Source organism: Lutibacter litoralis (assembly GCF_014646675.1).
Lineage (GTDB): Bacteria > Bacteroidota > Bacteroidia > Flavobacteriales > Flavobacteriaceae > Lutibacter > Lutibacter litoralis.
In genome coordinates this window covers 186,724-202,374 of record NZ_BMNS01000001.1, presented here as the reverse complement: position 1 = coordinate 202,374, position 15,651 = coordinate 186,724, and the positions used below count along the sequence as shown (strand labels likewise).

The following is a 15,651-nucleotide window of genomic DNA, read 5'->3' as shown; positions in this document are numbered from 1 at the left end:
TTATAGTTGTATGTTTAACCAAAAACGGTTGAAGGGGTCCTTTTTACCTTATAAATATAGTTGTTTTTGAAAATCTATAACTTTCTATGAATGGTATTTCTAAATTACTATTGGTGTAAGGTGTACTTTTAATAGTGTTGTATATGAAACGCTAGTTACCAAAAAAACCTTTCACAAACTTGTTTGTGAAAGGTTTTAAAAATTTTGATTTTAGTACAGGTTAAAATAATTAAATTAGTAGTTATTATTTAGTACCTAAGAGTAATAACTCGCTTACCACTACTTCTGTAATAGAACGTTTATTGCCGTCTTTGTCATCATAACTTCTTGTTGTTAGTTTTCCTTCAATAGCAATCTCTTTTCCTTTTTCTAAATAGTTTTCAGCTATTTCTGCTGTTTTACCCCAAGCCACTAAATTATGCCATTCGGTATTGGTAACTTTTTCTCCTTGTGCGTTTTTGTAATTTTCATTGGTAGCAATTGAGAACTTTGCTAATTTTTTTCCAGATTCTAATGTAATAATTTCTGGTTTGTTTCCTAAGTTTCCAATTAACTGTACTTTGTTTCTTAACGTATTCATAAGATAAGTTTTTATAAGTTGAATATCATTCGGTCAATTCAACGGTGCAAATATGTAACAACTTGCAAATTTTATTCGGTTGGTATGTAATTACTTTCGTATGTAAATGATTGTAGTCGTTTGTAAACGGATAATTTTTGTTATATTTGGAAGTGAGAAGTTTGAAGTGAGAAGTGAGAAGTTTGCAGTGAGAAGTTTGAAGTGAGAAGTGAGAAGTTTGCAGTGAGAAGTTTGAAGTGAGAAGTGAGAAGTGAGAAGTGAGAAGTTAGAAGTGAAAAGTGAGAAGTTTGATGTGAGAAGTTTGCAGTGAGAAGTGAGAAGTGAGAAGTTTGAAGTTTGAAGTTTGAAGTGAGAAGTTTGAAGCTTGATGTGAGAAGGCAGTCCGAAGTCCGTATGCTTGAGAAAAAACAAAACCACGGAGTTCACAAAGTTTTACACAAAGAACTTATAGATTATTGATATGAAGGATGAAATAAGAATAACAGTATAAACAAATGGAGAAAATGATTAAAACTTTACTTAGTAAGAAATAGGCTTCAATTCTGCTCAGCCACCTTTTCAATCATTAAACCTATAAACCTATATTAAGATGAAAAAAAAATGCTTAGAATGTGGAGAACCTCTTAAAGGAAGAATAGATAAAAAGTTTTGTTCGGATTATTGCAGAAATGCGTACAATAATAAAATTAATAAGGATAGTAAAAACTTAATACGGAATATTAATAACCGACTTAGAAAAAATCATAGATTGCTTTGTGAGTTAAATACTTCAGGAAAAACAAAAGTTACGAGGTCTAAATTGCTAGACGGTAATTTCGATTTTAATTTTTTCACCTCAATATATACTACTAAAACGGGTAATACTTATTATTATATTTACAACCAAGGATATCTTGCTTTAGAAAATGATTATTATCTTTTAATTAAGAAAGAATAGTTTTAAGTTAGGGTTATACTTTGAAACGTTATTAAGGGCGCAATGAAGTAATCTGTTGCTTTGGAGCTAAGACAAACTTATAGAGATTATTCATAAGATTCCTGCCTGCGCAGGAATGACAACTTTGATTGAAATGATACTATGAGCGCAATGAAGCAATCTGTAACTTTAATACTAAAATAAACTTGTAGGTATTATTCATGAGATTCCTGCCTATGCAGGAATCTCAATTTGGATTGAAATGTTATTACGAGCGCAATGATGTTGAGAAAAGAGATTATGCAGTCGTGTTTTTTATTTTATTTCAATAACTTCATCGCCTTAACATGATTAATAATTATTTTCAACTTCAGCAGCTTCTAACATTAAATAATGTAGGTCGGTATTTTTAATCATTGGTTTTAATAAATCACTTCCCGGTCCAAACATTGCTAGTTCAACATAATCGGCAGAATGGTTCATGCTTATCCATCCAACTGAGTTGTGTTGTTTTTGAATTTTAGCCAACTCATAAAATGGTAAGTTTTTTGGATTGTACAATCCATCTTCAGCATTTAAATTGGTGTAATACTTTAAAAGCGTATTGGCTTCATTAGTTGTAACAGTAATATTGTTAGCGTATTCAATTCTTTGTTTAATTTGAGAAATTGAAGTTTCTTTTCCAAAACCATTTAAAATCCAATCGTTCGTATGCTTGTACTGTTGTATGCTATCAAATTGTTGATTTGCCTGTTTGCCATAAATAACACCAGGGTTTGCGTTTCCGTGGTCTGTTGTTATAATAACCAGTGTATTTTCATCTTTTTCAGCAAAATCTATGGCAACTTTAACAGCTTCATCATGGGCAACTTGATCGTATAATAAACCTGCAATATCATTACCATGGGCAGCCCAATCTACTTTTCCTGCTTCAACTTGTAACACAAATCCTTCCTCATTATTTTTCATGCAGTCAATTGCTTTTTGTGTCATTTCGCCTAACGTTGGAATTTTTTTAGTAAGTTCCTTGCTGTTATTTCTATCTGCACTATAAGGCAATGCATCAGTATGAAAAACGCCCAGAATTGGTTTTTCATTAGTTGCTCTCAACATTTCATCTCTAGACTTAACTACTTGATAGCCTTCGGTTTTAAATTTTTGAAGTATATCAATTTTATCTTTTCTATAATCGGCAGAGAAATATTTTTCTCCTGCACCCATCATAACATCAAATTTTTGAGTTAAATACTTTTCGGCAATACCTTCTTGGTCGTTTCTACTTTTGCTGTTTACGCAAAATCCTGCAGGTGTTGCGTGTGTTATTGGTACAGTAGTTACGCACCCCGCCATTTTACCAGCTTTTTTAAATTTTTGCCAAATTGGAAGGTATTCCTCACCTTTGGTTCCAATATTTAGACCTCCATTTTTTATTCTAAAACCACTTCCCCAAGAGGAACTTGCGGCAGCAGAATCTGTAACAATAGAATTTGCAGAAGCCATATCCATTAAAGCTCTATTTACTTTATTGTTTTTATATAATTGAAGCCAGTTACTTCCTTTTCCAGTTTTTCTTGAAAGGTATAAATCGGCCATATTTAAAGTTCCTGTGCTCATTCCATCACTCACAAGAATAATTATGTTTTTGGCTTTTTTATTTTTATTTATTAAATCATGGTCTAAAGTTGTTGCGCTTAGATCAAAAGGATTTAATAACGATGAGCCAAGTGCAAAAAGAGATCCGTTTTTAAAAAAATTTCTTCTATTCATATTGAGGATTATAAAATTATATTTTTCAAAGATAATTATTAGTGTATTATTTATTGCTTTTTTTAATCATTTAATGAAACGTTAACAATTTATTTTAATTAGACTAAAAAATAAATTAATTTTAGGAATTCAATTTTGTAAAAATGATTTCAAAAAGGTACTCTCAAGTAATTTCAGTTTTAATTATTGTAGCAGCTGTTTACTACAGTTTTTATTCATTAATGCCCTCAAAAAAACATTATTCTACCGCTCAAACAGGATTTTCTACACAAAAGGCATTAGTTCATTTAAAAGAAATAACTAAAAAACCACATTTTACAGGTTCAGAAGAGCATACGGTAGTTAGAAATTACCTTGTAAATGAATTTGAAAAACTGGGATTAACTGTTGAAGTTCAGGAACAAGTAGCCGTAAATAAAAAATGGAGAGCAGCAGCAAATACTAAAAATATTTTAGCAAGAATTAAAGGTTCTGGAAACGGAAAAGCACTGTTGTTACTTTCGCATTACGATTCTAACCCACATTCTTCATTAGGTGCTAGTGACGCAGGTAGTGGCGTGGTAATTATTTTGGAAGGAATTCGTGCTTATTTAGCTGGAAACAACATACCGAAAAATGATATTATTATTTGTATCTCAGACGCAGAAGAATTAGGATTGCTAGGTGCAAATGCTTTTGTAAATGAGCATCCTTGGTCGAAAGATGTAGGGCTAGTTTTAAATTTTGAAGCACGTGGTAGCGGTGGGCCAAGTTATATGTTGGTTGAAACCAATGGTGGAAATAAGCAACTAATTGAAGCTTTTCAGCTGGCAAATACTCCGTACCCAGTTGCGAACTCTTTAATGTACAGTGTTTATAAAATGTTACCTAACGATACGGATTTAACTGTTTTTAGAGAAGATGGAAATATAGATGGTTTCAATTTTGCGTTTATTGGAGATCATTTCGATTACCATACTGCGCAAGATACTGTTGAGCGAATGGATATAAATACGTTTGAACATCAAGCATCATACCTAATAGCGATGTTGAATTATTTTTCAAATACCGATTTATCTAATTTAAAAGCTGAGGAAGATTTTGTATATTTTAATTTCCCTTATTTTGGAATGGTATTTTATCCTTTTTCTTGGGTACTACCAATGGCATTAATTTGTGCATTGTTATTTTTTGTGTTGCTAATTGTTGGGTTTTCGAATAAAAAACTAACTCTTGTAGGAGTTTTAAAAGGATTTATTCCATTTATATTGTCGCTTTTAATTTCTAGCTTATTTGCAATTTATGGTTGGAAGGTTTTACTAAAAATGCATCCAAATTATACAGATATATTGCATGGGTTTACCTACAACGGATATTATTATATTGCGGCTTTTGTTGCCTTAACGCTGGCAATCTGTTTTTGGTTTTATAAGGGGTTTTTTAAAAAACGGACTGCGCAAGATTTGGTAATTGCACCACTATTTATTTGGATACTTATTAATGTTGGAATTGCCCTTTATTTACCGGGAGCCGCTTTTTTTATAATTCCAGTTATAATTTTACTTTTTATACTAAGCATTTTACTATTTAGTAAGCCTGAAAATAAGGTTGTATTATTTTCAATTGCTGTAATACCTATTCTAATTATTTTTTCGCCTTTAGTAAAACTGTTTCCTGTTGGTTTAGGTTTAAAAATGTTAATTATTAGTACAATTTTTACAGTATTATTAGTTGGGTTGTTAATTCCTGTTTTTAAACACTATAGAAATGAACAGAGAATACCTTTTTTATTTTTATTGACAGGAGGTATGGTGTTGATTTCTGCAACTATAAATTCAGGTTTTTCAGAAGAGAGAAAACAACCAAATAGTATATTATATGTTTTAGATACTTCTATAAATAAAGCATATTGGGCAAGTTATAATGCGGCCACAGATAGTTTTACAAAGCAATTTTTAGGTGAAAACCCTACAAAAGGAAGTTACGATGTGCACACTACCGCAAGTAAGTACAAGACAACCATTAAATTACACAAACAAACTGAGATAGTACCACTTGAAAGGCCAACTATAACAATAGTTTCGGACACTATTATAAATTCAAATAGAAGCATTTGCTTAAGTATTTATTCTAACAGAAATGCGAATAAGATTGAATTGTTAACCGCATCTCCAATTGAATTTAAAGAGTTTAAAGTGAATGCTATTCGTTTAAAAAAGGAGGCTACTAAAAACAATGTCTTGTCAATTAAATCAGGATCAATTTTAAGTTATTATAGAACTGATGCAGGTGAAATTATTGATTTAGAATTTGTTGTTGAGGCAAACCAGCAGTTAGACATTGATATTTTAGAATCTAAATACGACTTATTTACAAATCCACTTTTTAAAATTCAACCTCGATCTAAAACGATGCTTGCTATGCCATTTGTATTAAATGATGCTACCGTAATAAAAACAAACATAAAAATTTAGTAATGAAAAAAATAGTGATAATAGTATTCATAATAATTTTTACTTGTAGTTGTAAGAAGATTTCTCAAGAAAAAACAGTCGCTAAAACACAAAATGAAACCATGTATTCAAAACCTGTTTTAAATTTTAAAAGCGCTAATTATTTATATCATTTTGCTTTTGAATGTATCGATCAGGAATATCCCAATAAATTAGGTCAAGTATTAGGTGATGCGACCTATTTAAAAGAACCTTCAGAATTACATCCAGCATTTTATGGCTGTTTCGATTGGCATTCTTCGGTGCACGGACACTGGACATTGTTAAATGTGTTACGTGAATTGCCAAACTTTGAACACAAAGAAGCTATTTGGAAAAAGTTAAATGCCAATATAACTAAAGAAAACATTTTAAAAGAAGTTGCTTATTTTGACGATGTTCATAACAAAACTTTTGAACGCACTTATGGTTGGGCTTGGTTGTTGAAAGTTTCGGAAACCTTGCAAGATTGGAACACACCAGAAGCGATTAAGTTAAATGACAATTTAAAACCGTTGGTTGATTTAATTGAGAAAAAATATATTGAATTTCTTCCAAAATTAAATTACCCAATTAGAGTAGGAGAGCATCCAAATACAGCTTTTGGAATGTCTTTTGCCTTAGATTATGCAAAAAAATACGCACCTGAATTGGAAACAATTATTATTGAAAAAGCAACAGCATATTATTTAACAGACAAAGAATGTCCGATAACGTGGGAGCCTGGAGGATTCGATTTTTTATCACCTTGTTTGCAAGAAGCTGCATTAATGTTAAAAGTACTTCCAAACAAAGAATATACAGTTTGGTTAGATGCTTTTTTGCCAGGTTTCCGAAATAATCCAGCAGCATATTTAGAAGTTGCAGAAGTTACAGATAGGTCAGATGGGAAATTAGCACATTTAGATGGTTTAAATTTTAGTAGAGCTTGGTGCTTATATGAAATTGGAAATGCATTAGATAATAAAAAAATGATTCAGTTAGCAAATAAACATTTTAACTATAGCTATAAAAAAATGGACTCCGGCGAATATGCAGGAGCCCATTGGTTAGCTTCTTTTGTTTTATATGCTATGTTAAAAAGTAATTAAACTTTTAATAACTTAAAAAACTACTTGTTAGATTTTTTATATTCTGTAATACGCATTGTATTTGCCATACCTCTCTTTTTTACGGGCATTGAGGTAATGTTAATAGCGTAATCACCATCGTTTAAATAACCCCTTTCGGCAGCTAAATTATTGATGTCTTCAATTGTTTGGTCTGTACTTACAAATCTGTCATAATAAACTCCTTTAACCCCCCAAAGTAAATTTAACATTGCTAAAATTCTTCTGTTTGAAGAGAATACAAGAATGTTAGATTTTGGTCTCCAAGATGAAATATGAAATGCAGTAAAACCTGAATCTGTTAATGTGGTAATAACTTCAGCATCTATAGAATTTGCCATTAAGGAAGCTTGATGACAAATTGTTTTTGAAATAAAACGCTCGTTAATACATTGTACATATGTTTCTGGCATTGAAATTAGTGGAGAATTTTCAACACTTTCAATTATTTTTCGCATTTGTTTAATCACTTCCAAAGGAAATGCCCCCACAGATGTTTCACCAGATAACATTACAGCATCAGCACCATCCATTATTGAGTTTGCTACATCATTAACTTCAGCTCTTGTTGGCACTTGATTTTCAATCATAGTCTCCATCATTTGTGTAGCAATAATAACAGGAATATGTGCTTTTTTAGCTTTTAAAACCAAACGTTTTTGAATTAAAGGTACTTTTTCCATAGGAACTTCTACTCCTAAATCACCTCTCGCCACCATTAAAGCATCACAATGCGGTGTTAACTTATCTATGTTGTCAACTGCTTCAGGTTTTTCAATTTTTGCAATTATTGGAATTTTATGATCTGTATTTGCTTTAATAATATCTTGTAATTGTATTAAATCTTCTGGTGTTCTAACAAAAGATAAAGCAATCCAATCAACATCCAATCCTATTGCAAAAACAACATCTTTTTTGTCTTTTTTGGTAAGTGCTGGTAAAGAGATTTTAGTATTTGGTAAATTAACCCCTTTTTTAGATTTTAAAGGACCACCTCTAAGTACTTTAGTGGTAACATTTAATTCGGAATCTGTAGCAATTACTTCAAATAATAATTTACCATCATCTACCAAAATATGCTCGCCCTTTTGCACGTCTTTTGGGAAATTTTGGTAGGTCATAAATGCTTTTTTGTTGGTACCTTCGCATTTTTCTGTAGTAAATGTAAAGGTGTCACCTTCTTCAAGTTCTACACCTTCTGCCATAATACCTACTCGTAATTTTGGACCTTGTAAATCTGCTAAAACTGCTACGTTAAAGTTGCGTTTTTCGTTGATTTCTCTTATAATTTTAACGCGTTCTTCTACATCCGCATAATCTGCATGTGAAAAGTTTATTCTAAATACATTTACACCAGACTCCATCATGCTTTCTATTAATTCTTTAGTTCCGCAAGCGGGACCTAATGTTGCTACAATTTTGGTGCGTTTTCTATTTTTTGCCATTGTTAAAAAATTAGATTATTTTTTGATTTTAATGTGTCTATTTCTATTTGATATGAAGTTATAATTTGATTTATTTCATTTAATTTTTCAACTATTTCTAAAATAAATTCTTGAGTACTTCCTTCAATTTTTAATAGAAAATCGACTTTCTTTTTTTCTGGTAATAAGTAAGAAGTTGTACTATAATTTCCTCCAAATAAACCAGCATTGTATTGTTCGTTAACAACGTGTAAACATTTGTTGTTAATTAAATAGTAATTTAAGTATGTTTTTTCATTCTTATATTCAAATAAAGGGAATTCTACATTAGAATCTTTAAAGTCTAAACTATGTTTATATCTAACAAATTTAGTCTTTAAACATTTATTAATTAAATATGCCAATCTATAATCCTCTTCAGTTGAATGAATCCCAATTAATAAATAATCATCTTCTAAATCAAATGTAAATACTTGCATAAATAGAATGAAAATTGAGTTTGTAAAAGTACCACTGTTTAATTACAGTAACTAATTATTTTACGAAATCGTATTCGATATAGTTAAATTACAAATTAGAAATCTCGTGTTGAAAGGCATAATATGCGCGTTTAGCAGCAGTTTCTTCCGCTTTCTTTTTTGAAGTTGCTCTCCCTTTAGCTATAATTTTACCATCTAAAAATAATTTCACACTAAAATGTTTTATAGTATCATTTCCAGAGTCTTCATACACTTCAAAAACAAAATCATTTTTAACTTTTTGGCACCATTCAATAAATAAACTTTTATAACTTGTAATTTTACCTTCTAATTTTGGCACATCTACGTAAGGAATAATAACCCTTTTAAAAACAAATTTTTTGCAATATGTATAACCTCTATCTAAATAAATTGCTCCAATTAATGCTTCAAAAATATTTCCATGAATATTTTCTCCAAATTTAGATTTCACTACATTGCTTCGTACAAATCGAAATAAATCTAAATCTTTTCCAAGTTCGTTTAGATGTTCTCTGCTAACTATTTTTGAACGCATTTTTGTTAAATAACCTTCATCTCCAGAGGGAACTTCTTGAAATAGATAGGATGCAATTACTGAACTTAGCATTGCATCACCTAAAAATTCTAAGCGCTCATAGTTTAGCGGAAGCCCAGTTTTTTTATCTACTTCTTTTATGGAACGGTGAATAAATGCCTTTTTATAATATTGTAAGTTTTTAGGATTAAATCCTATTATTTTTTTTAAATCTTTATAAAAAGCCTCGTCGTTTTTTGTACGAGTATCAATAATTTTTCGAATGAAGTTCATTCAGATGTTTTGTTATTCAATTTTTTTAAAGAGTACACAAGCATTGTGTCCTCCAAAGCCAAACGTGTTGCTCATGGCAACTTTTACAGTACGTTTTTGAGGTTTATTAAACGTAAAATTTAATTTACTGTCAATTTGATCATCATCAGTAAAATGATTAATTGTAGGTGGCACTATGCCTTTATTGATGGCAAGTATTGAAGCAATTGCTTCTACTGCTCCCGCAGCACCTAATAAATGACCAGTCATTGACTTGGTTGAGTTAATATTTAACGAGTATGCGTGCTCACCAAAAACTTCTACAATTGCTTTAGATTCGGCAATATCACCAAGTGGAGTTGAAGTTCCGTGCATATTAATAGCATCAACATCTTCTGGTTTTAAACCAGCATCTTTTAAACAGTTCGCCATTACATTATAGGCTCCTAAACCATCTGGATGTGGTGCTGTGATATGATAAGCGTCAGCAGACAATCCGCCACCACCTACTTCGGCATAAATTTTTGCGCCTCTAGCCATGGCGTGTTCATATTCTTCAAGAATTAACGTTCCGGCACCTTCTCCTAAAACAAAACCATCTCGATCTTTATCAAATGGTCTTGAGGCTGTTGCTGGGTCATCATTTCTTGTAGAGAGTGCTTGTAGTGCATTAAAACCGCCCATTCCTGCAATTGTAACTGCGGCTTCTGAACCACCAGAAACCATAACATCTGCATATCCTAATCGAATGTAGTTTAATGCGTCAATTATTGCGTTTGATGATGATGCACATGCTGAAACTGTTGCAAAATTAGGACCTCTAAATCCATATTTTATGGAAATTTGTCCAGGTGCAATATCAGCAATCATTTTAGGTATAAAGAATGGATTAAATCTAGGTGTTCCATCTCCAGCAGCAAAGTTTAAACATTCATTTTGAAATGTTTCTAAACCACCAATTCCGGCTCCCCAAATAACACCAACTCTATTCTTATCGATCTTTTCTAAATCTATTTTAGAATCTTCAATAGCTTCATCAGTTGCTACCATAGCATACTGCGTAAATCTATCCATTTTTCGAGCCTCTTTTCTATCAATAAAGTCATTAACTTTAAAGTTCTTTAGCTCACAAGCAAAACGAGTTTTGAACTTGGACGCATCAAAATACGTAATTGGATCGGCACCACTAACTCCGTTAATGAGGCCATCCCAATATTGTTCAACAGTATTACCAATTGGTGTTAATGCTCCAAGTCCAGTTACTACAACTCGTTTAATTTCCATATAAAATTACTTTTTTGCGTCTTCTATATAGCTAATTGCTTGACCTACAGTACCAATGTTTTCAGCCTGATCGTCTGGTATTTGAATATCGAATTCTTTTTCGAATTCCATAATTAACTCAACAGTATCAAGTGAGTCTGCTCCTAAGTCGTTAGTAAAGCTAGCTTCTATTGTTACTTCATTTTCGTCAACGCCTAATTTATCTACGATAATGGCTTTTACTCTTGATGCAATGTCTGACATAATTCTTTAATTTTTAAATTTAATTACTCGGCAAAAATATAAAACTTTATTTAATTCAAAATCATTTAACTCATAAAAGATGATTTTGGAAGAAATAATATTGTGATTTTTTAGTTTTAACAGGTAATAGTTACTAATATTTTATTTTATTTGTTCAACAATAATTAATTTTATGAAACGAATTGTAATTCTTGCTTCAGGTTCTGGAACAAATGCCGAGAACATTATAAAGTACTTTAAAGATAGTAAATCAATTTCTGTTGTACAAGTGCTTTCTAATAAGAAGAATGCTAAAGTTCTGGAAAGGGCTAAAAAACTCAAGGTGAGTAGTTTAACTTTCGAAAAAGAAGATTTAGTTACTTCAGATAAAGTGTTGAATTTACTTAAATCAACCGCTGATTATATAATTTTAGCAGGATTTTTATGGAAAATTCCGACTAAAATTATTGAAGCTTTTCCAAACAAAATATTAAATATTCATCCTGCATTATTGCCAAAATATGGTGGAAAAGGAATGTACGGAATGCATGTTCACGAAGCGGTTGTAGAAAATAATGAAAAGAAATCAGGTATTACAATTCACTTTGTAAATGAGAAATATGATGAGGGTGGAATCATTTTTCAGGAGAGTTTTGATGTTTTAGAGTCGGATTCGGCGGAAGATGTGGCGAAAAAGATTCATGCATTGGAGTATGAACATTTTCCAAAAATAATAGAAAAAGTAATTTTGCAAGATGGCTAAACAAAAGTTTTATGTGGTTTGGAATGGGCGTAAAAAGGGTGTTTTTACCTCTTGGGATACTTGTAAAAAGCAAATTTCAAATTTTGAAGGTGCTCAGTACAAGTCTTTTGTTTCTAAAGAAGCAGCTGAGAATGCTTTTAAAGAAAATTATAGAGATTATGTTGGAAAAGACACAAAAACAATACAACTTTCTGCTGAGGAATTAAAAAAAATTGGTAAACCTCTGTTAGATTCTATTGCTGTAGATGCTGCTTGTGCTGGAAATCCGGGAAAAATGGAGTACCGCGGAGTTGATACAAAAACAAAAAGGCAATTGTTTATTCAAGGACCTTTTGAACAAGGAACAAATAATATTGGTGAATTTTTAGCCTTGGTGCACGGATTGGGTTATTTGAAGCAAAAAAACAGTGAACTTCCAATTTACTCAGATTCTAAAATTGCGATAAGTTGGGTGAAAAAAGGTCAATGTAGAACTAATTTACAAATTACTTCAGAAAACAAACCATTATTTGATTTTGTTAAACGCGCTGAAAAATGGTTAAAAGATAATACCTACACTACTAAAATTTTAAAATGGGAAACCAAAGCTTGGGGAGAAATTCCTGCTGATTTTGGTAGAAAATAAATTAATTTAAAAATTTTTCAAGTTTATTTAGTAAGTTTTGAATGGTATCTGGAAGCTTTTGATGATTGAATTCAAACTCGTATTTTTTTTCTTTTAAGTCTATTGTAAATACCCCTTTTATTACTCGATCTACAGCTAAATCATCAATTGAGATGTTATTCTCAATTTTAATAAAATTTATGTTATTTACTAAACTATCAATGTTATCATATTGCGATTTATTTAAAATTATTTCTTTTACAACATTGTTTTTATCAATTTTAAGTACATTATTTTTTAAATGTAAAACATACTTAAATCCTCTTGTTTGTGCGGTATAATTAATTTCAATTTCTTTATTTGTTTGTTGTTTCTTACAAGAGGGAGATAGCATTAAAATAAGTGTTGAGAAAAGAATTAGAAATTTCATTTTTAAATTTTATTTAGTTAAAAATACAAAAAAGGAGCGAAATGCTCCTTTTTTAATTGTAATAAAAAATATTTAAAGTTATTGATTTAAGCTTTCTCTAGCTCCTCCTGAAGCAAATATGGCTCTCATTCTAGATTTTTGTCCTTCAGAGAACATATACATACAATCATCATTTGTATAATCCATGTAGTTCATTGTCATATCGGTAGATTTACAGTTTACTGTTGGGAAAGAAGGACAACCATAATTTGGACCATCAGAACTTGGTGTATCTGCAACAAAATCATCTTGACGACATCTTCCGTCTCCCCAAATATGTCTCAAGTTTAAATAATGCCCTACCTCATGGGTAGCTGTTCTGCCTTCGTTGTATGGAGCTGCCGATCCACCAGGTAAACTTGAGTATAACAAAACAACACCATCTGTTGAAGATGAACCACCTGGGAATTGTGCATATCCTAAAATTCCACCACCTATATTACAAACCCAAATATTTAAATGAGTTGAAGGAGTAATAGGAGGATAAGCAGATTTTACCGCATCTCTAGTTCCCCATTCGCCTGTAGAATTTGAATGTCTAAAGGTACCTGCATTAGTAAATGTAATTTCACTATCAGCAGCAATACCTGAGAATTCAGCTGGCACTTTATTTATATCATTATTTGCCTTTCTAAAGTCCTCGTTTAAAACACTCATTTGAGCAGTTATTTGCGCGTCACTTACATTTTCTTCAGCATTACTATATACAACGTGAAAATATACAGGGATATTAATTACGCCTAATCCATCATCAACTGGGTCGGTTCCTGGATCAGTTCCGTCACCGCCATTTCCACCTCCTGGGTTTGTTGGTTTTCCTTTAGCAGCAATAAATGTTCTAGTGTGCTTTTCAATATTGTACATTTTTTTGTACAATCCTGGATTTTCTTTTAATTGTTGGTTTAATACTTTCATTGTATGGCACTTATCTTTGTTAGATCCGTTGGTGCTTTTTCCTGATAAATCATCATCAGTATAGACATAAAAGTCACTCATATCAACAGTTAAAGTTTCTTGAGTTGGGGTTGCTTCGTCAGAGTTTTCCTGACATGCAACAAAAGCGAATGCTACTATTGCAAAAAAAAGAATAAATTTTTTCATTGTAAGTTTTTGTTAAATTAGTTAATAATAGGGTCTTGTTTATTGTTGCAAGACGAACGAATATATTAAAAAAATGTTAAAAACAAATGAAAAGTTAAAAATAATGATCATTATATTGAGATATTATTGAAAAACCCTACAAAAGTAACAAAAAACCGTAAAATGTTAAATACTTAACAAAGCATTGTTTTTGCTTTTACTAAAGCATCATACAATAAATCAATTTCTTCAAAAGTATTGTAAAAAGAGAATGAAGCTCTAACGGTTCCAGGTATTTTATAAAAATCCATAATTGGTTGTGCGCAATGGTGGCCAGTTCTAACAGCAATTCCTAATTTATCAATAATGGATCCAATATCATATGGATGTATTTCTCCAATATTAAATGATATTACAGCGGTTTTGTGTTTTGAAGTTCCGTAGATTTTAAGTCCTTCTATTTGTAGTAATTTTTTTGTAGCATATTCTAAAAGCTCATTTTCATAAGAAGCGATATTGTCAAAACCTATTTCATTCATATAATCAATGGCAGTTCCAAATGCAATAACTCCAGAAATATTTGGAGTTCCTGCTTCAAACTTATGAGGTAAACCGGCATAGGTGGTTTTTTCAAACGTTACTTTTTCAATCATTTCACCACCACCTTGGTAAGGAGGTAGTTTGTTGAGCCATTCTTCTTTTCCGTATAAAAACCCAACACCTGTTGGACCACATAATTTATGAGCAGAGACTACATAAAATTCAACATCTAATTTCTGTAAATCTGGTTTAATATGCGGAGCGCTTTGAGCACCATCAATTAATACTGCTGCACCAACTTTGTGTGCTTTATCAATTATTTCTTCAATAGGATTTATAGTTCCTAAAGCATTTGAAACGTGATTGACAAATACCAGTTTTGTTTTTTTAGAAAGTAATTTGTCATATTCAGATAGCACTAATTCACCTTCTAAATTCATTGGAATTACCTTTAAAATTGCGCCTGTTCGCTCGCATAACATTTGCCAAGGCACTATATTTGAATGATGTTCCATTGCTGAAACGATGATTTCATCATCTTTTTTTAATATAGAAGAAAAGCCTGTTGCAACAATGTTTATACTATGCGTTGTGCCTGCAGTTAATATAATTTCGTAGCTTTTTTTAGCGTTAAAATGTTGTTGTAATTTAATACGAGCTTGTTCGTAAGCATCGGTAGCCTTTTGACTTAATGTATGAACGCCTCTATGAATATTTGAATTTATGGTGGTGTAATAATTTACAATACTATCAATAACAACTTGCGGTTTTTGACTAGTTGCGGCATTGTCTAAATAAACAAGTTGTTTTCCGTTTACTTTTTCTTTTAAAATTGGAAAATCAGCTCTAATTTTATTAATATCTATCATGTTCGCTTTTTAGAATCATTCTAAATACAAAATTACAAAATTGATATTGTTTTAATTGTTTGTAATTAAATTCTTTTCTTAAAAAATTACTAAATCTCAATTCGTAAACGTATTAAAATTGTCATTTCGATTTCTATAATACAACCAAACGATTTTGATAAAAAGTTTGATTTTGCAATCCGATCAAATTTTTAAATCTTTTATAGACTTATGTTTTGCAGGCATCTCCTTTATGCGATCTCTGTTATAAATATAAAAAAAAATTG

Annotated in this window: 15 protein-coding genes; 5 read left to right on the top strand and 10 right to left on the bottom strand. The window is 31.1% G+C overall.

Annotated features, from left to right (window positions below; genetic code table 11):
* Positions 1-244: 244 nt before the first annotated feature.
* Entirely contained in the window at positions 245-580 is a 336-nt protein-coding gene (locus tag IEW75_RS00890; protein WP_134248159.1) for a single-stranded DNA-binding protein, read from the bottom strand.
* Positions 581-1,169: 589 nt separating this feature from the next.
* Between IEW75_RS00890 and IEW75_RS00885 the strand changes: the two genes are divergently transcribed.
* Positions 1,170-1,517 (top strand): hypothetical protein, encoded by a 348-nt coding sequence (locus IEW75_RS00885; RefSeq protein WP_134248158.1) that lies wholly within the window; start codon positions 1,170-1,172, stop codon positions 1,515-1,517.
* 330 nt (positions 1,518-1,847) lie between these two features.
* Here the strand turns inward: IEW75_RS00885 and IEW75_RS00880 are convergent, their stop codons facing one another.
* On the bottom strand, positions 1,848-3,263 hold the full coding sequence (locus IEW75_RS00880) for an alkaline phosphatase (protein ID WP_134248157.1): 1,416 nt from the start codon (positions 3,261-3,263) through the stop codon (positions 1,848-1,850).
* Positions 3,264-3,406: 143 nt separating this feature from the next.
* On the opposite strand from IEW75_RS00880, the gene IEW75_RS00875 reads away from it, so the two are divergent.
* Together IEW75_RS00875 and IEW75_RS00870 are read left to right on the top strand one after the other, a co-directional pair.
* Positions 3,407-5,716, top strand: coding sequence for a M28 family peptidase (locus IEW75_RS00875; RefSeq protein ID WP_134248156.1), 2,310 nt, complete (start codon positions 3,407-3,409; stop codon positions 5,714-5,716).
* 2 nt (positions 5,717-5,718) lie between these two features.
* Positions 5,719-6,825: a DUF2891 domain-containing protein gene (locus IEW75_RS00870; RefSeq protein WP_134248155.1), complete on the top strand. Its 1,107-nt coding sequence runs from the start codon at positions 5,719-5,721 to the stop codon at positions 6,823-6,825.
* 20 nt (positions 6,826-6,845) lie between these two features.
* Here the strand turns inward: IEW75_RS00870 and pyk are convergent, their stop codons facing one another.
* From pyk to IEW75_RS00845, 5 genes are all read right to left on the bottom strand, one after another.
* Complete coding sequence (gene pyk, locus IEW75_RS00865; RefSeq protein ID WP_134248154.1) at positions 6,846-8,288, bottom strand: pyruvate kinase; 1,443 nt, start codon at positions 8,286-8,288, stop codon at positions 6,846-6,848.
* 2 nt (positions 8,289-8,290) lie between these two features.
* On the bottom strand, positions 8,291-8,746 hold the full coding sequence (locus IEW75_RS00860; protein ID WP_134248153.1) for an IPExxxVDY family protein: 456 nt from the start codon (positions 8,744-8,746) through the stop codon (positions 8,291-8,293).
* Between the two features lie 88 nt (positions 8,747-8,834).
* Positions 8,835-9,575 carry a ribonuclease III gene (rnc, locus tag IEW75_RS00855; RefSeq protein ID WP_134248152.1) on the bottom strand — a complete coding sequence of 247 codons (741 nt, stop codon included), beginning with the start codon at positions 9,573-9,575 and terminating at the stop codon, positions 8,835-8,837.
* Positions 9,576-9,587: 12 nt separating this feature from the next.
* Positions 9,588-10,838: a beta-ketoacyl-ACP synthase II gene (gene fabF / locus IEW75_RS00850; RefSeq protein WP_134248151.1), complete on the bottom strand. Its 1,251-nt coding sequence runs from the start codon at positions 10,836-10,838 to the stop codon at positions 9,588-9,590.
* A 6-nt stretch (positions 10,839-10,844) separates the two neighbouring features.
* A complete protein-coding gene (locus IEW75_RS00845) occupies positions 10,845-11,081 on the bottom strand; it encodes an acyl carrier protein (RefSeq protein WP_134248150.1) in 237 nt (78 codons plus the stop codon).
* A gap of 172 nt (positions 11,082-11,253) precedes the next feature.
* Here IEW75_RS00845 and purN point away from each other — a divergent pair, with 172 nt between their 5' ends.
* Both purN and IEW75_RS00835 read left to right on the top strand, forming a co-directional pair.
* Positions 11,254-11,823, top strand: coding sequence for a phosphoribosylglycinamide formyltransferase (gene purN, locus IEW75_RS00840; RefSeq protein WP_134248149.1), 570 nt, complete (start codon positions 11,254-11,256; stop codon positions 11,821-11,823).
* The gene (locus IEW75_RS00835) at positions 11,816-12,448 is read left to right on the top strand and encodes a ribonuclease H1 domain-containing protein (RefSeq protein ID WP_134248148.1); all 633 of its coding nucleotides are present in this window, start codon (positions 11,816-11,818) and stop codon (positions 12,446-12,448) included. The genes purN and IEW75_RS00835 overlap by 8 nt, the downstream gene beginning before the upstream one ends.
* 1 nt (position 12,449) lies before the next feature.
* On the opposite strand, the gene IEW75_RS00830 is transcribed toward IEW75_RS00835, so the two are convergent.
* The 3 genes from IEW75_RS00830 to IEW75_RS00820 form a co-directional block, all read right to left on the bottom strand.
* Positions 12,450-12,857 (bottom strand): hypothetical protein, encoded by a 408-nt coding sequence (locus tag IEW75_RS00830; protein ID WP_134248147.1) that lies wholly within the window; start codon positions 12,855-12,857, stop codon positions 12,450-12,452.
* A 78-nt stretch (positions 12,858-12,935) separates the two neighbouring features.
* Positions 12,936-13,997 carry a zinc metalloprotease gene (locus tag IEW75_RS00825; RefSeq protein WP_134248146.1) on the bottom strand — a complete coding sequence of 354 codons (1,062 nt, stop codon included), beginning with the start codon at positions 13,995-13,997 and terminating at the stop codon, positions 12,936-12,938.
* 173 nt (positions 13,998-14,170) lie between these two features.
* Positions 14,171-15,385, bottom strand: coding sequence for an aminotransferase class V-fold PLP-dependent enzyme (locus IEW75_RS00820; protein WP_134248145.1), 1,215 nt, complete (start codon positions 15,383-15,385; stop codon positions 14,171-14,173).
* Between the last annotated feature and the right edge of the window lie 266 nt (positions 15,386-15,651).